Annotated in this window: 15 protein-coding genes; 5 read left to right on the top strand and 10 right to left on the bottom strand. The window is 73.6% G+C overall.

From position 1 onward, the window contains the following. Nucleotides 1-217: 217 nt before the first annotated feature. Nucleotides 218-1,450: an MFS transporter gene (locus AB0M16_RS00845; protein ID WP_365337927.1), complete on the bottom strand. Its 1,233-nt coding sequence runs from the start codon at nucleotides 1,448-1,450 to the stop codon at nucleotides 218-220. Between the two features lie 109 nt (nucleotides 1,451-1,559). Here AB0M16_RS00845 and AB0M16_RS00840 point away from each other — a divergent pair, with 109 nt between their 5' ends. Then, complete coding sequence (locus AB0M16_RS00840) at nucleotides 1,560-2,546, top strand: helix-turn-helix domain-containing protein (protein ID WP_365337925.1); 987 nt, start codon at nucleotides 1,560-1,562, stop codon at nucleotides 2,544-2,546. A gap of 30 nt (nucleotides 2,547-2,576) precedes the next feature. Here AB0M16_RS00840 and AB0M16_RS00835 read toward each other — a convergent pair whose 3' ends face one another. Next, entirely contained in the window at nucleotides 2,577-3,809 is a 1,233-nt protein-coding gene (locus AB0M16_RS00835) for an MFS transporter (RefSeq protein WP_365337293.1), read from the bottom strand. A 195-nt stretch (nucleotides 3,810-4,004) separates the two neighbouring features. Further along, complete coding sequence (locus AB0M16_RS00830) at nucleotides 4,005-4,697, bottom strand: TetR/AcrR family transcriptional regulator (RefSeq protein ID WP_365337291.1); 693 nt, start codon at nucleotides 4,695-4,697, stop codon at nucleotides 4,005-4,007. Between the two features lie 100 nt (nucleotides 4,698-4,797). Here AB0M16_RS00830 and AB0M16_RS00825 point away from each other — a divergent pair, with 100 nt between their 5' ends. After that, nucleotides 4,798-5,430 (top strand): hypothetical protein, encoded by a 633-nt coding sequence (locus AB0M16_RS00825; protein WP_365337289.1) that lies wholly within the window; start codon nucleotides 4,798-4,800, stop codon nucleotides 5,428-5,430. Beyond that, nucleotides 5,427-6,386 (top strand): NAD-dependent epimerase/dehydratase family protein, encoded by a 960-nt coding sequence (locus tag AB0M16_RS00820; RefSeq protein WP_365337287.1) that lies wholly within the window; start codon nucleotides 5,427-5,429, stop codon nucleotides 6,384-6,386. The genes AB0M16_RS00825 and AB0M16_RS00820 overlap by 4 nt, the downstream gene beginning before the upstream one ends. 44 nt (nucleotides 6,387-6,430) lie before the next feature. On the opposite strand, the gene AB0M16_RS00815 is transcribed toward AB0M16_RS00820, so the two are convergent. Together AB0M16_RS00815 and AB0M16_RS00810 are read right to left on the bottom strand one after the other, a co-directional pair. After that, complete coding sequence (locus AB0M16_RS00815; protein ID WP_365337285.1) at nucleotides 6,431-7,480, bottom strand: Zn-dependent alcohol dehydrogenase; 1,050 nt, start codon at nucleotides 7,478-7,480, stop codon at nucleotides 6,431-6,433. Further along, nucleotides 7,477-8,409: an SDR family oxidoreductase gene (locus tag AB0M16_RS00810; RefSeq protein WP_365337283.1), complete on the bottom strand. Its 933-nt coding sequence runs from the start codon at nucleotides 8,407-8,409 to the stop codon at nucleotides 7,477-7,479. Before AB0M16_RS00810 ends, AB0M16_RS00815 begins: the two co-directional genes overlap by 4 nt. A gap of 102 nt (nucleotides 8,410-8,511) precedes the next feature. Between AB0M16_RS00810 and AB0M16_RS00805 the strand changes: the two genes are divergently transcribed. Further along, a complete protein-coding gene (locus AB0M16_RS00805; RefSeq protein ID WP_365337281.1) occupies nucleotides 8,512-9,462 on the top strand; it encodes a cyclase family protein in 951 nt (316 codons plus the stop codon). Between the two features lie 200 nt (nucleotides 9,463-9,662). Here AB0M16_RS00805 and AB0M16_RS00800 read toward each other — a convergent pair whose 3' ends face one another. The 4 genes from AB0M16_RS00800 to AB0M16_RS00785 all read right to left on the bottom strand — a co-directional run bounded on the left by AB0M16_RS00800 (nucleotide 9,663) and on the right by AB0M16_RS00785 (nucleotide 13,671). Further along, nucleotides 9,663-10,097, bottom strand: coding sequence for an ATP-binding protein (locus tag AB0M16_RS00800; protein WP_365337279.1), 435 nt, complete (start codon nucleotides 10,095-10,097; stop codon nucleotides 9,663-9,665). A 378-nt stretch (nucleotides 10,098-10,475) separates the two neighbouring features. Further along, nucleotides 10,476-11,339 carry an acyl-CoA dehydrogenase family protein gene (locus AB0M16_RS00795; protein ID WP_365337277.1) on the bottom strand — a complete coding sequence of 288 codons (864 nt, stop codon included), beginning with the start codon at nucleotides 11,337-11,339 and terminating at the stop codon, nucleotides 10,476-10,478. Nucleotides 11,340-11,347: 8 nt separating this feature from the next. Continuing rightward, nucleotides 11,348-12,481 carry an acyl-CoA dehydrogenase family protein gene (locus AB0M16_RS00790; protein ID WP_365337275.1) on the bottom strand — a complete coding sequence of 378 codons (1,134 nt, stop codon included), beginning with the start codon at nucleotides 12,479-12,481 and terminating at the stop codon, nucleotides 11,348-11,350. After that, nucleotides 12,481-13,671 (bottom strand): amidohydrolase family protein, encoded by a 1,191-nt coding sequence (locus AB0M16_RS00785; RefSeq protein WP_365337273.1) that lies wholly within the window; start codon nucleotides 13,669-13,671, stop codon nucleotides 12,481-12,483. Before AB0M16_RS00785 ends, AB0M16_RS00790 begins: the two co-directional genes overlap by 1 nt. Nucleotides 13,672-13,831: 160 nt before the next feature. Here AB0M16_RS00785 and AB0M16_RS00780 point away from each other — a divergent pair, with 160 nt between their 5' ends. Then, nucleotides 13,832-15,343 carry an AMP-binding protein gene (locus AB0M16_RS00780; protein WP_365337923.1) on the top strand — a complete coding sequence of 504 codons (1,512 nt, stop codon included), beginning with the start codon at nucleotides 13,832-13,834 and terminating at the stop codon, nucleotides 15,341-15,343. A gap of 233 nt (nucleotides 15,344-15,576) precedes the next feature. On the opposite strand, the gene AB0M16_RS00775 is transcribed toward AB0M16_RS00780, so the two are convergent. Beyond that, nucleotides 15,577-15,951: an STAS domain-containing protein gene (locus AB0M16_RS00775; RefSeq protein ID WP_365337271.1), complete on the bottom strand. Its 375-nt coding sequence runs from the start codon at nucleotides 15,949-15,951 to the stop codon at nucleotides 15,577-15,579. Between the last annotated feature and the right edge of the window lie 154 nt (nucleotides 15,952-16,105).

Below are 16,105 nucleotides of genomic sequence, written 5' to 3'. Positions count from 1 at the left end.
GCCCGAACGACAGCTTTCCAACGGATCGGGCCAACGGATCGGGCAATGCATCGGGCAATGGATCGGGCCGACTCATCGGGTCGACGCCTCGCGGCAGCACATCGAGCCGACGCGTCGGTGCCGCCGGTCCGGGCCGACGCACCGGGCCGACGCACCGGGCCGACGGGTCCGGCCGGCGGTTCCCGCCACCGGCCACCGGCCGACGCCTCCCGGCCGGTCACACCCTCGGCAGCGTCCTGATCGGGCGCACCACCAGCAGCGCCGTCACCACGAGCACCGCGATCCCGGCCCCCGAGAGCAGCACCTCCTCCGTGCCCACCGCGGCCGCGACCGGACCCGACAGGGCCCGGCCCACGCCCATCATCAGCAAGGATCCGGCCACGTCGTACGCGTGCATGCGGTTCAGCTCGTCCTGCGGGACGTGCGTCTGGACCGAGGTCGACCACATGACCAGCCAGAAGGCGAAGGCCGCGCCGCCGACGAGCTGACCCACCCCGAGCAGGGGCACCGGCGCGCCGGTTCCGAGCAGGAGCAGGTTGACCGGCAGGCCGAGCAGGGCGACCGCACCGGCGGCGAGCGGGCGGACCGGGCGCAGGCGCAGCGCGAGCAGGCCGCCGACCGCGCTGCCCGCCCCGTTGACCGCCATCAGCACGCCGTACGTGGCCGAGCCGTGGTCCTCGGTCACCAGGCTCGCGGTGAGCGGCACCATCGGGCCCGCCACGGTCAGCCCGTAGACCGTCCAGATGGAGATCACGCCCCACAGCCAGCTGCGGGCCCGGAACTCACGCCACCCGAGGGCCAGTTCGGCACCCATGGAGCCGCGCTCGACGCCGTCGGAAGGGACCGGGGGGATCCGCATCAGGACGAAGCAGACGGCGCTGACCGCGAAGGCGGCGGCGTTCACGGCCCAGGCCGCGCCGGCGTTCCGGACGGCGACGAGCAGACCGGCGAGGGCCGGGCCCGCCATGGTCATCAGGGCCTCGACGACCCGCAGGACGGCGTTGGCGCGCTGCACGTCGGAGGCAATGCGGGGGATCGTGGAGGCGACGCCGGGCTGGAAGAGCGCGGCACCGACGCCGCTGACCACGGACAGCACGTAGACGGCCCACAGCGGCGGGCTGCCGAGCGCGAAGGTGACGGCGAGGAGCACCGTGCCGGGCAGCCGGATCAGGTCGGCGGTGATCATCATCCGGCGGGCGGTGAAGCGGTCGGCGAGCACTCCGCCGAAGAGCACGAAGCACGCGAAGGCGGCGGTCCACAGACCGAGCGCGTAGCCGACGGAGGAGCCGGGGTGCCCGGCGCCGATGAGTCCGGCGGCGAAGGCGACCGGGACCATGCCCTCGCCGAGGACGGCGACCGCGCGGGCGACGAAGAAGAGCCGGAAGTTACGGTTCCACAGTGCGGGCGGCCCGGCCGGTACGGGTGCGGGGGGCGACCCCGGTACGGGAATCCGCTCGGCGGCCTCAGACTTGTACGCGTTGTCCGTCACGAACAGACACACGTACCAGGACGTGGTCTGGACCACCAGTTCTTTACGGAGGGATCTCACCGTGCGACCCGTGCGCCCCCTGCGGCCCCATCGCGTCGCCGTCCTCGCCCTCCCCGGCCTGCTCCCCTTCGAACTGGGGATTCCCCACCGGATCTTCGGACGCGCCAAGGATCCCGAGGGTCGGCCCCTGTACGAGATCGTGACCTGCGCGACCGCCCCCGGGCCGGTCCCGACGGACGCCGACTTCGCCGTACACGTCGAGCACGGCCCCGAGGCCCTGGCCACCGCCGACACGGTCGTCGTGCCCGCCTCGTACGAGCTCGGCCCGGTCTACGAGGAGGGGCGGCTGCCCGACGGACTCGCGGCGGCGCTCGCACACATCCGGCCCGGCACGCGGCTCGTCTCCATCTGCACCGGCGGATACGTGCTCGCCGCCGCAGGCTTCCTCGACGGGCGGCCCGCCACCACCCACTGGGCCTCCGCCGACCACTTCCAGCGGCTCTTCCCCAAAGTGCGGGTGGACGCGGACGTGCTGTTCGTGGACGACGGGGACGTGCTCACCTCCGCAGGCGTCGCCGCGGGCATCGACCTGTGCCTGCACATCGTGCGCCGCGACCACGGCACGGCCGTCGCCAACGAGGTGGCCCGGCGCACCGTCGTTCCCCCGCACCGGGACGGCGGACAGGCGCAGTACATCGCGCGGCCGGTGCCCGAGCCGGGGACGTCGACCACGACGGCGGCCCGGGCCTGGGCGCTCGCCCACCTCCACGAACCCATCCAGCTGCGCGACCTGGCCGTGCGGGAGTCGATGAGCGTGCGGACCTTCACCCGCCGGTTCCGCGAGGAGGTCGGCGCCAGCCCCGGCCAGTGGCTCACCCAGCAGCGCGTGGAGCGGGCCCGGCACCTGCTGGAGTCCACGGACCTGCCGGTCGACCAGATCGCCCACGACTCCGGTTTCGGCACCGCCCAGTCGCTGCGGGTGCACCTGCAGAGCGCGATCGGCGTGACCCCGACGGCCTACCGGCGCACGTTCCGGGCCGCGGGCTCTCCGGCCTGAGGCCGGAAGGCCTCACACCCGGACGCCCGGTCACCGGTCGGAACCCGCAGTCCGCGGACGGACCCGCCCGACGGACGGCGGAGCTGCCGGCGTCCTGCCCTCCGGCGTGATCCGGCGCTCGCCCCACAGTCCGAGGGCGGTCAGCGCCAGGGTGAGGACGACCCCGTACAGGATCGCCGTCGACGGCGCGACGACCTTGAGGAGGGCGCCCGCGAGGGTGCCGCTCGCGGCGTAACCGGCGCCGACGGCCGCGTACATCACCGAGTAGCCGGCGGCGAGGGCCCCGGGCGGCAGGATCTGGCGCAGGGCGAGGTTGCGGGTGAGCCCGGCGGGCGCCTGGAGCAGGCCGGCGGCGGCGAGCGCGACCGCGATGCCGGCCGTCCACGGCAGGACGGCGGCCAGGGCGACACCGGCCGCGACGGAGGTGACGAGAACCGCGGACTGGACCGTCAGCCGGCCGGGCCAGGAACCGCGCAGCCCGTAGACGAACGCGCCGACGGCCGATCCGATCGAGAACCCGGCGAGCAGCGGCCCGGCCCATCCCAGCGGGATCCCGCGCTGTTCCAGGAGGGCCGGCAGGATCAGTTCGGCGAGCGCGAGGAGCGTCAGTCCCGCGGCGCCCGACACGTACACGGGCCAGGCCCGCACCAGCACCCGGCGCATCGACGCCCCCGGCTCCTGGGGCTCCGCCGCCCACCCGTACGGCAGCAGCCACAGGCCGGCCACCGAGAGCGCCATGGACGCCGCCTGGAGCAGCAGCGGTACGGCCGGGTCGACGCCGAGGGCGAGTCCGGCGGTCAGTGCCGGGGCGGCCGCCCAGATGGCGAAGACCAGGATCGACTCCATGCTCATCGCCTGGGTGACGGCGCGGTCCGGGACCATGCCGGTGAGCAGCGCCCGCATTCCCCCCGGCGCGGCCGACGGGCCCGCTCCCGCGAGGAAGGCGCACGCGCCGAGCAGGACCGGGTGCGCCCCTCCCCCCAGGACGCCGAGACCCGTGAACCCCGCCGCTCCGACCGCGAGTCCGACCGCCATGTGCGGGCGGGCCCGCTCGGCGTCCATCCGGACCCCGAGGACGGGCGCGCCGACGATCTCCCCGATCACGTACACGGCGGCGAGCACCGCCCCGAGTGTGTAGCCGCCCGGCTGCTGCCGCACCAGGAACACTGCCGCGAGCGGCGCCATGGCAACGGGCAGGCGGGCGGCGACCGTGACGGCCGACCAGGTGAGGACGGGGCGGGTGGCGAGCTCGCGATAGGACATGCTCAGGACCGTAACGACGCACGGCCCTGAGGCCCATCGGTTTCCCGAGGGCCGGGGCGGGCTCCACGGTCGGTCAGCCCGTTCGCTGCGGACCGGGGTGGGCTCCGCGGGAGGTCAGCCCGTTCCATGCGGACCGGGGCGAGCCCCGCGGTCGGTCAGCCCGTTCGCTGCGGACCGGAGCGAGCCCGCGGGAGGTCAGCCCTTCGCCCGCCCCGCGATGCCGTCCAGGACCCGGTCGAGACCCCACGCGTACTGCTCGTCCGAGACGTACGCCGCGATGGTGTCCGCCGCCCCGGCCGTGCGCGGGTAGCGGTCGGCGGGGACGGCGCGGAGCTGCTCGCGGCGGGCCGCGACGCGCTCGTCGACCGGCGGGGCCGGTGCGGGAGAGGGGAGTTCGGCGGCCTCCAGGGCGATCGCTCCGAGGACCTGGACGATCAGCAGGTACGAGGCGCGGGCGGCCTCCGTCGGGTCGAGGCCGGCGTCCGCGAGGGCGGCGAGCAGGGCCTCGCCGAGCGCGAGGGCGTTCGGGCCGTCCATCGGGCCGGAGAGCAGCAGGTTGACCGCTCCCGGGTGGGCGAGCAGGCGGCGCCGCAGGTCGGCCGCGAGCGCGTGGACGCGGTCCCGCCACGGCGTGTCGCGGGCGGCGAGGGCCGCGAGGTCGGTCTCGCCGAGCAGGTGCTCGACCACCGCCCCGATCACCGCGGCGCGGTCCGGGAAGTACGTGTAGACGGCGTTGGGGGCGAGCCCCAGCTCGGCGGCGATCCCCCGGATGCTCACCGCGTCGGCCCCGCGGGCGCCGAGCAGTCTGATGGCCGCCGCGACCACCTCGTCCTCGCCGACCGCCCGCTTCCTGCCCCGCTTCGCCGGCGGCGTGTCCTGTGCTGCCATCCGTCCGCCTCCTCGTCCCGTCCTCGCACGACACCTTGACGCGTCATTTTTGCACGGCGTACATTAATTGCACAGCGTACAGAAATTGGAGGTGGTCCTGATGTCCGTCCCTCTCCCCGTCCCCGAGCGCACTCCCGAGCGCCCCTACCGCGCCCTCAAGCGCCCCGCACTGCGCGCCTGGATCCGGTGGACGGCCGGTTTCCTGGCGTTCCCGATCGCCGGTCTCGCCGGCCGCGCGGCGGCCGGCCCGGTCGACGACGCGACGAGCGCCCTGCTGGGCGGGGTCGCGACGGGGGCGGTGATCGGCGCCGGACAGGCGCTCGTCTCGTCCGGCCGGCTGAACCCGCCCCGCTGGGCCGCCGCCACCGCGGCCGGCAGCGGGCTCGGGCTGCTGCTCGGCGCCGCCCTGGTCGGCCACCGGACCGATCTCGGCCCACTGGCGCTCATGGGCGCCGTCGAGGGCGTCCTGCTCGGCACGGCCCAGGCCTGCGCCCTGCCGCGCGCCACCCGGCTACGGTGGCTCTGGGCGGCGGCGATGCCGGTCCTGTGGGCGACCGGCTGGACGGTGACCACCCTGGCCGGGGTCGGGGTGGACGCGCGCTTCACCGTCTTCGGCGCCACCGGGGCGCTCACCTTCTCCGCCCTCTCCGGCGTCCTGCTCCACCGACTCCTGCCCGCCACCACCCGCGCCCGGACCTCCGGACCGGGCTCCCTCCGCGAGGTCGACGCATGAAGCACACCGCCACCCCCCGTCACGTGATCTTCGGCTCGGGCGCCGTGGGCACGGCCGTCGCCGAGGCACTGGTGCGCCAGGGCGAGTCGGTCCGGGTCGTCAACCGGTCCGGTCGCGCGGACGTCCCCGACGGTGTCGAGGTGGCCGCCGGCGACGCGGCCGACCCCGCGTTCACCACCGCCGTCGCGGCCGGCGCGGCCGTCGTCTACCAGGCGCTCAACCCGCCGTACCACCGCTGGCAGCAGGAGTTCCCCGCACTGCAGGCCGGGGTGCTCGCCGCGGCCGAGGCGGCCGGCGCCCGGATGGTCTCGATGGACAACGTCTACTGCTACGGCCCGCCCGGCGGGCGTCCGTTCACCGAGGAGACCCCCGACGCGGCGACCACCCGCAAGGGCCGGCTCCGCGGCCGGATGGCCCAGGACCTGCTCGCCGCGCACGAGGCCGGGCGCGTGGAGGTCGCGATCGGGCGCGCCTCCGACTACTTCGGGCCGCGCGGCGGCGCCCAGTCCAACCTCGGCGACCTGGTCTTCCCGGCCCTGCTGGCCGGCCGTACCGCCACCGTCCTCGGCGATCCGGACCAGCCGCACACGTACACGTTCATTCCCGACATCGGGGAGGCGCTCGCCCTCCTCGGCCGCCACCCCGACGCCCCTGGGCGCGTCTGGCACCTGCCCAACGACCCGCACACCCGCACCACCCGCGAGCTCGTCGGGCTGGCCCACCGCGCCACCGGCCGCCCCGGCGGCGCCCGGCTGCGCCGGATGCCGACGTTCGCCCTGTACGCGATGGGCGCGGTGAACCGCACGGTGCGCGAACTCATCGAGATGCGGTACGAGTTCGCCGAACCGTTCGTCGTCGACTCCACACTCGTCCGGGACCGGCTGGGCGCCGTCGCCACCCCGGTCGAGGAGGCGCTGGAGCGGACGGTGGCGGCCTACCGCGCCCTCGGCAAGTGAGCGGCGCCGCAAGACGGCCGCGGACCGCGGTGGGAGGCAGGGCCTCAGAACGTGAGCACGCCGCGCGCCACCTTCCCCTGCTCCATGTCCTCCACCGCCCGCGCGAACTCCTCCACCGGGTAGGTGGTGGTGACGAGTTCGTCGAGGAGGAGGCGGCCGGAGCCGTACAGCTCGGCGTAGAGGGCGATGTCCTTCTGGGGGCGGGAGGAGCCGTAACGGCAACCGAGGATCGACTTGTCCAGGAACATCGCGGCGGGCAGGAAGCTCGCCTCGGCCTTCGGCGCCGTCATGCCGAGCAGGACCGCCTGCCCGTGCCGGTCGAGCAGGTCGACGGCGGCACGGACGAGCGCGGTGTGCCCGACGCACTCGAAGACGTGGTCGGCTCCGGTGGGCAGGACCTCCCGTACGGCGTCGGTCGACGTCAGGAAGTGCGTGGCGCCGAACTGCCGGGCGGGGCCCTCCTTGGCCGGGTTGGTGTCGACGGCGACGATCGTCGTCGCGCCGGCGATCCTGGCGCCCTGGAGCACGTTGAGGCCGATGCCGCCGGTGCCGATGACGACGACGGTCTCGCTGCGGTCGACCTTCGCCCGGTTGAGCACGGCCCCGACGCCGGTGAGCACGCCGCAGCCCATGAGGGCGGCGGAGGTGAGCGGGATGGTGCCGGGGATCTTCACCGCCTGGACGGCCTTGACGACGGTCCGCTCGGCGAAGGAGGAGTTGGACGCGAACTGGAACAGCGGCGTGCCCGCCCGGGAGAACGGCTGCCCCGGCATCCCGATCGCCTTGCGGCACATGGTGGGGCGGCCCCGGTCGCAGTCGGCGCAGGCGCCGCAGTTCGCGAGCGTGGACAGGGCCACGTGGTCGCCGGGGACGACGTGGGTGACGCCCGGACCGACGGCCTCGACGACCCCGGCGCCCTCGTGCCCGAGGACGACGGGCGGGGGGAAGGGGATCGTGCCGTCGACCACCGACAGATCGCTGTGGCACAGCCCCGCGGCGGCGACGGCGACGAGCACCTCGCCCGGACCGGGGTCACGGACCTCCAGGTCGTCGACGACCCGGACCTGCTTCCCGTCGAAGACGACGCCCCTCATGAACCGTTCTCCTTCCGGGAGTTCGGGCGGTCGCCGGCGGCTGCCGCCCGGGCCATCTCCTCCAGCTGCCGGAGCATCGGCATCGGGTCGATCCCCACCGTCCCCGGCAGGAAGTCCGCGATCCGCTCCGGGGTCCAGGCGCCGCCCTCCGCGTAGCCGGCGCGCAGTTCGCGCGGCTGCGCCCAGACCGCGATCTTGGGTCCGGCGATCGTGTACACCTGGCCGGTGATCCGCTCCGCCTTGGCGCGGTCGGAGAGCAGGTAGACGACGAGCGCGGCGACGTCCTCGGGCTCGCCGATCTCCTTCAGCTCCATCGGGACGTTGGCCGACATCCGGGTGCGGGCCACCGGGGCGACGGCGTTGGCGGTCACGCCGTACTTGTGCAGCCCGAGCGCCGCGCTGCGGACCAGGGAGATGATGCCGCCCTTGGCCGCCGAGTAGTTGGCCTGGGCGACCGAGCCCTGGTGGTTGCCGCTGGTGAAGCCGATGAGCGTGCCGGAGCCCTGCCGGCGCATCACGGCGGACGCGGCCCGGAACAGGGTGAAGGTGCCCTTCAGGTGGGTGGCGACGACGGGGTCCCACTCCTCCTCGGACATGTTGAAGAGCATCCGCTCGCGCAGGATGCCCGCCACGCACACGACCCCGTCGATCCGTCCGTACTCGGCGAGCGCCACGTCCACGACGCGCTGACCGCCCGCCATCGTCGAGATGTCGTCGGCGACGGCCACCGCCGCGCCGCCCGCCGCCTCGATCTCCTTGACGACGGACTCGGCGACCTCGCTCGTGGGCTCACCGCCCTCGATGGAGACGCCGTAGTCGTTGACGACGACCCTCGCTCCCTCCGCCGCGCAGGCGAGGGCGACCGCGCGGCCGATCCCCCGGCCCGCGCCCGTGACGGCGACGACCTTCCCTGCCAAGAAGTTCCCCACGCCCGGCCCCTTCCCGCGGTTTCTGACGGTCCGTTAGATTCGTACGTCGACAGGATTCTACGACCCGTCAGACACCGGAAAACAAGACCTCGGAGGCGCCCGATGTCATTCCCGACCCCTCACCCCCCGGCCCTCCCGCCCGCTTTCCATGACATCGCCAAGCGCGTGAACAACTGGGGGCGTTGGGGTCAGGACGACGAGATCGGCACGCTCAACCTCATCACCGACGAGGTGGTGCGGGAGGCCGCCGCGACCGTCCGCAGCGGTCTGCGCGTCCCGCTCGCCGTGGAGCTCAAGCAGGACGGCGTGCAGACCGGCATGATCCCCGGCCGGGTCAACCCGCTGCACGTCATGGTCCAGATCAACCAGGAGCTCTTCGGGCCGGGCACCGTCGCCACCAGCGACGACGCCGTGACCCTCGGCCTCCAGGCCGGCACCCACTGGGACGCCCTCACCCATGTCTCGCACTCGGGCCGGATCTACAACGGGCGCCCCGCCGCGACCATCACCCCGCACGGGCGCTCCGAGTTCAGCGGCATCCACACCGCACGCCACATCGTCAGCCGCGGCGTCCTGCTCGACGTGGCGGCGGCCAAGGGGGTCGACCGCTTGCCCGGCGACCACGCCGTCACCCCCGAAGACCTCGACGAGGCCGCCGAGTTCGGTGGAGTCACCGTACGGGCCGGCGACATCGTGCTCGTACGCACCGGACAGATCCAGGCCTACCTGGCCGGCGACAGGCACGGCTACGCCTTCCCCTCCCCCGGCCTGTCCGTCCGCACCCCCGAGTGGTTCCACGCCCGGGACGTGGCGGCGGTCGCCAACGACACGCTCACCTTCGAGATCTTCCCGCCGGAGATCGAGAACCTGTGGCTGCCCGTGCACGCCCTCGACCTCGTCGAGATGGGCATGCTCCAGGGCCAGAACTGGAATCTGGAGGCGCTGTCCACAGCCTGTGCACAGGAGCGGCGCCACGCCTTCCTGCTCTCCGCGATGCCCGAACCCTTCGTGGGCGGCACGGGCACACCGGTGGCCCCGGTCGCGGTCTTCTGACGGCACCTCCAGCGCACCCGGGATCCACGCCCTCGGCGGCGTGCGGGATCCCTCGCGGGTGGCGGCGCACTCGCGCGCGCCCCGAGCACGGCACGACCGCCGCCACCCGTCACGACCCGCGCTCGCCGAGGGGCCACGCCCCTCGACTCCCCTCGCAGAACGAATCGCTCACCCAAGAGTGAGCAATTCACCACGAACCGTCAACAGTGCACCCGGGAGGGTGACACGCGCGGGGCCGGTCCGGCGCCCGGCGCACGGTCCACCTCGCACCAGATGCTCTTGCCCGTGCCCTCACGCTGCCAGCCCCAGCGGTCCGCCAGGCCGTCCACCAGCTCCAGACCGCGCCCGTTGGTGTCCTGGCCGTCCGCGTGCCGCGGCTGCGGCGGGCGGTCGCTCGTATCGGCGACCTCCACGCGCACCCCGCCGCCACCGAACAGCATCCGCAGCACGGCCGGACAGCCCGTGTGCACCACGGCGTTCGTCACGAGCTCGGAGATCAGCAGCACCAGCGTCTCCGCCAGCGGCTCGTCGTCCTCTATCCCCGAGCCGGCCATCCGTGACCGCGCCCACCGCCGGGCGCGCCCCACTTCCGCCGGGTCCGGCCCGACCTCCAACTGAACCTGAAGCACCTGCACCGTTCACACCATCCGAACCGGCGTCCTCGACGACCTAACGGAACGTGATTCCCTTGTGAGACAGCATGGTTGACGTACAGTCACCGCAACAAGCGCTTCGGGCATATTCCAGCGCGAAGGAGTACGCATGGTCCATACTGTGCGACGCACGTTGCGGGGAGTCGAACAGAGGCGCGCGCGAGGCCGCCAGGGGGCGCGAGCGGCGGGCATTCCCGAGCGCGGAACCACCGCAGGGGCGGCACCGGCGCGATCCGGGCACACGAGCACTCGCATCTCACGGAGCGTACCGGAGCCGGAGGGTGACTCCGGCCCGTGACGACCTCGCCGAAGGACACAACCCGATATCGACGCTGCGTGACGCCGCGACCACTCCGGCACCTACAGCGCGGCCGCCACCAGCTCCTCCGCCGCCGCCCCCGAGCCGCCCCGCTCGGCCCGCAGCCAGGCCCGTTTCAGATGCAGGTGCACATCGGCCTCCCAGGTGAAGCCCATGCCACCGTGCACCTGCAGGCAGTCACGGGCACAGCCCACCGCGGCCTCGTCGGCGAGCAGCCGGGCGCCGGCGATCTCGACCGGATCGGCCGTCACCGCCGCCGCGTAGACCGCGGCGCGGGCGACTTCCGTTCGTACGAGCATCTGGGCGCACAGGTGCTTGACGGCCTGGAAGGCGCCGATCGCCCGTCCGAACTGCTCCCGGCCCCGGGCATGGGCGACGGCCAGCTCCGTGGTCCGGCCGGCACTGCCGAGCTGCTCGGCGGCGGTGAGCAGGGACGCCTCGTCCCCGAGGGGCGCCGCGGCGACGGGCAGCCGGTGCAACGGCGTCAGCGGATCCACGGACCGGATCGGGGCGGCCCCCTCGGTCGGGCCGAGCACCACGTCCGCCGCGTCCAGCCACTCGACGAGCTCCCCGTCGGCCGCGGCGACCACGACCTCCCCCTCCGCCGCCCCGGCCACCCGGCCCGCGGCCAGGTGCGTGGCGACCAGCGGCCCCGGCAGCAGCACCCGGCCCGCCTCCTCGAAGAGAAGGACCGCCTCGGGCAGGCCGAGCCCCACCCCGCCCTCGTCCTCCGGCAGCCGCAGCGCGAAGAAGCCGGCCGCACCGAGCTCGCGCCACAGGGCACGGTCGAGCGGACCGCCCGCGTCGACCGCGGACCGCAGCGCGTCCCGGTCGAAGTGGCGGCCGAGCAGCTCCCGCACCCCGCGCCGCAGCGCCCGCTGGTCCTCGGTGAGTCGGAAGTCCATGCGGCGGTTCACCGGCCCTTCGGCAGGCCGAGGATGCGCTCGGCGACGATGTTCTGCTGGATCTGCGAGGTGCCGGCGGCGATCGTGTACGACAGCGAGGACAGCCGGTCGAGGTTCCAGTCGCGCCCCAGGTCGAGCGCGTCGGGCCCGAGAACGGCGGCGGCCGTGTCGTACAGGTCCTGGCGGGCTTGCGAGTAGCGCAGTTTGAAGACGGAGCCGCCGACGCCGGGGACCCCGCCGGTGGCCTGGGCCTCGCTGACGTTCCACTGGGTGAGCCGCCACAGGGCCTGGAACTCGGCGCCGAGCCGGCCGAGCCGGCGGCGCAGCACGGGATCGTCCCAGCGCCCGTTCTTGCGTGCCGCGCGGGCGAGTTCTCCGAGGACCCTGCGGCAGGCGACGACCTCGCCGACGAAGGCGGTGCCGCGCTCGAAGGACAGGGTCACCATGGTGACCCGCCAGCCGTCGTTCTCCTCCCCCACCCGGTCGGCCACCGGCACCCGCACCTCGTCGAGGAACACCTCGGCGAACTCCGTCGACCCGGCGAGGGTCCGCAGTGGCCGGACCGTGATGCCGGGGGCGTCCATGGGCATCGCGAGCCAGGTGATGCCGCGGTGCTTCGGCGCGTCCGGGTCGGTGCGGACGAGGAGTTCGCACCGGTCGGCGACCTCGGCGTGCGAGGTCCAGATCTTCTGGCCGGTGACGACGTACGCGTCGCCGTCCCGTACCGCCCGGGTCCGCAGCGAGGCCAGGTCGGAGCCGGCCCCGGGCTCGCTGAAGCCCTGGCACCACACCTCGTCGCCGCGCAGCACCGGCTCCAGCCAGCGCTCCCGCTGCTCGGGCGTCCCCTCGGCGGCGATCGTGGGTCCGGCGTGCAGGAGGCCGACGAAGTTGGCGCCGACGTAGGGGGCGCCGGCGCGTTCGGTCTCCTCCAGGAAGATCAGCCGCTGGGTCGGGGAGGCGTCCCAGTGGACGTGCCCGTACCCGGCGTCGTACAGCCGTCGCTGCCAGCCGCAGTCGTACGCGCGCCGGCCGGGCCAGTCGAGCGGGTCGGGCCGGGCCGGCAGGGCCGGCAGCTCGGCGGCCAGCCACTCCCGCAGCCGGGCCCGGAAGTCTTCCTCCTCCTCCGTGTACGCGAGCTCCATCAGACGATTCCGAGGTCGAGCATGCGGATGGCGTTGCCGCGCATCAGCTTGTAGACCGTCTCGTCGTCGAGGCCCTTCACGTGGTCGAGGGCGACCTCCTTGGTGTGCGGGAAGGTCGAGTCGACGTGCGGGTAGTCGGTCTCGAAGGTGGCGTTGTCGCGTCCGACGACGTCCAGCGAGGCGATGCCGTGCTTGTCGCGGAAGAAGCAGCAGAAGATCTGCCGGTAGTAGTACGTGGACGGCGGCTCGGGGATCAGGTCGCGCACACCGCCCCAGGCGCGGTGCTCCTCCCACACGTCGTCGGCGCGCTCCAGGGCGTACGGGATCCAGCCCATCTGGCCCTCGCTGTACGCCAGCTTCAGCCGCGGGAACTTCACGAGCACCCCGCTGAAGAGGAAGTCCATCATCGAGGCCATGGCGTTGTTGAAGCTGAGCGAGGCCTGGACGGCGGGCGGGGCGTCGGGCGAGGCGGCCGGCATCTGGCTGGACGAGCCGATGTGCATGTTGACCACGGTCCCGGTCTCCTGGCACACCGCGAAGAAGGGGTCCCAGTAGCCGGAGTGGATCGACGGCAGGCCGAGGTGCGTCGGGATCTCGGAGAAGGTCACGGCCTTCACCCCGCGGGCCGCGTTGCGCCGGATCTCGGCCACCGCGAGGTCGATGTCCCACAGCGGGATGATGCAGAGCGGGATGAGCCGGCCGCCGCTGTCGCCGCACCACTCCTCGACCATCCAGTCGTTGTAGGCGCGGACGCAGGCGAGGGCGACCTCCTTGTCCTTCGCCTCGGCGAAGGTCTGGCCGCAGAAGCGCGGGAAGGTGGGGAAGCAGAGCGAGGCCTCGACGTGGTTGAGGTCCATGTCGGCCAGCCGCGCCTTGGGGTCCCAGCAGCCGCGCCGCATCTCCTCGCGGGTGATCCCTTCCAGGGTCATGTCGTCGCGGTCGAAGCCGACGGCCGCGATGTTCCGCTTGTACGGGAACTTGAGGTCCTCGTAGATCCACCAGTCGGTGGGCGGGCCGTCGGGGTCCATCGTGATCTGGTACTTGCCGCCGATGTACGCGAGCTCCCCGATCCCGGCCGTCAGGGCCTTGGGCCCACGGTCCCGGTACGCGGCCGGCAGCCAGGTCTCGAAGAGATGCGCGGGCTCGATCACGTGGTCGTCGACGCTGATGATGCGGGGCAGTTCCGTCATGACCCCTCCGGTTTCTGATGACCCGTCAGATACGGGCTCCGCATCAGGCTAGCCCCGCACCCCTGGACCGACAAGGACCGGCCCTCTACGCTCTCCGCACGATCTGACGGATTGTCAGTTGCGGGAGTCGTCAGCCAGGGGAGCCGTCGTGACCGAAGCCGTGACCGAAACCGCACACGCCCTGGGCGCGTCCCGGACGCTCTGGGAACTCGTCGCACGCCGGGCCGCGCTCACCCCGGACCGGCCCGTCCTGCTCCAGGGCGACCGCACCCTCACCTTCGGCGAACTCCGCGACCGCGCCGAGCGCTGCGCCGCCGGGCTGTACGGGATGGGGGTGCGCCCCGGGACCGTCGTCGCCTGGCAGCTGCCCACCCGCATCGAGACCGCCGTGCTGACCTTCGCGCTCGCCCGGCTGGGGGCCGTGCAGTCGCCGGTCATCCCCTTCTACCGGGACAAGGAGGTCGGCTTCGCGCTGCGCGGGTCCGGCGCCGAGTTCTTCGCCGTGCCCGGGGTGTGGCGCGGCTTCGACCACACGGAGATGGCCCGTCGGCTCGGCGCGCGCGGGGTCTTCGAGGCGTACGACGCGGACGACCTGCCCGACGGGGATCCCGGCGTGCTGCCGCCCCCGCCGACCGACGGGACCTCCGTCCGCTGGATCTACTGGACCTCGGGGACCACCTCCGACCCCAAGGGCGTGCTGCACACCGACCGTTCGCTGATCGCCGGCGGCTCCTGCCTGGCGCACGCCCTGCACCTGAGCGGGACCGACGTCGGCTCGATGGCCTTCCCGTACGCGCACATCGCGGGCCCCGACTACACGGTCATGCTGCTGCTGTACGGATTCCCGGCCGTCATGTTCGAACACTTCGCGCTGCCGGACGCGCTGGACGAGTACCGCAAGCACGGGGTCACCGTCGCCGGCGGGTCCACCGCCTTCTACTCCATGTTCCTCGCCGAGCAGCGCAAGCATCCGGGCGAGCCGGTCATCCCCACCCTGCGGCTGCTCGCGGGCGGCGGCGCGCCCAAACCGCCGGAGATCTACCACGCCGTCGTACGGGAGATGGGCTGCCAGCTCACCCATGGCTACGGCATGACCGAGGTCCCCATGATCACCATGGGCGACCCCGGCGACACCCCCGAGAACCTGGCCACGACCGAGGGCCGCCCGCCCGCGGGCATGGAGATACGCATCGCGGAGGGCGGCGAGGTCCGGCTGCGCGGCGAGGCGGTGTGCCGCGGCTACCTCGACCCGGCGCAGACGGCCGCCGCCTTCGACGAGGACGGGTTCCTCATCACCGGGGACGTGGGGCACCTGACCGGGAGCGGCCACCTCGTGCTGACCGGCCGGGTCAAGGACATCATCATCCGCAAGGGCGAGAACATCTCGGCCAAGGAGATCGAGGACCTCCTCCACGAGCACCCCGGCATCGGCGACGCGGCCGTCGTCGGGCTGCCCGACCCCGAGCGCGGCGAACGGGTCTGCGCGGTGGTCGAACAGCCCCCGGGCGCCGCACCGCTGACCCTGGAGACCGTGACGGCCTTCCTGCGCGCGGCGGGCCTGTCCGTCTTCAAGCTGCCCGAGCAGCTGGAGGTGGTGGACGCGCTGCCGCGGAACGACACACTGCGCAAGGTGCTCAAGTACAAGCTGCGCGAGCGGTTCGCGGATTCCTGAGGCCCGGCGGTCCGGTCAGGCGGCCGGGCGTGCGGGCCGGACGTGCCGACCGGTCGGGCGGGTTCGCGTCGGCGGGCGAGGCACGACGGACGAGCCCGGCGGGTTCGCACCGGGCGGGCGAGGCACGACGGACGAGCCCGGCGGGTTCGCACCGGGCGGGCGAGGCACGACGGGCGGACCGGGCGGGTTCGCGTCGGACGGGCGAGGCACGACGGACGGACCGGGCCGGCCGTTCAGGCCGAGAGGGGTGGGGCCGTGTCGTCGAGGGCGGCGGGCACGTCCGCGTACACCTCGAAGAGGCGGCGGACGCCGAGCGCCGCGAGCACCCGGTTGACGTGCGCCCCGTCCTCGGCGCCGCGGGCGGGCAGGATCAACCGGAGCCTGCCGCCGCAGGAACGCATGAGGCGCCGGGCGGCGACGAGCACGCCGACCCCGCTGGAGTCGCAGAAGCGGACGGCGGACAGGTCGAGGACCACGTCGTGCCGGCCGCCGGCCACGGCCGCGTGGACGCGTCTGCGGATCAGCGGGGAGGTGACCAGGTCCACCTCCCCGCTGATCCGCAGCACGGTCCACGTTTCCTGCTCGTCCTCGTCGACCCGGATCGTCACGAGCGGCGCCTTTCAAGCGGGGGCAAGCGGAGGCTGTGCTTCCTGTCCCCTCCCGCTGCCCGCTGCGCCCCGATCGAAACCCTCGTCGGCGGGGTTGACGCTTTCCTTACCACTCGGCGCTCCGTCAAGGGCGCACTTGCCGCAAAGAGAGGTG

Origin of the sequence: Streptomyces sp. NPDC051921 (genome assembly GCF_040680975.1) — a bacterium.
GTDB lineage: Bacteria > Actinomycetota > Actinomycetes > Streptomycetales > Streptomycetaceae > Streptomyces.
The sequence above is the reverse complement of the archived record's forward strand: the minus strand, read 5'-3'. Positions and strand labels throughout refer to the sequence as shown.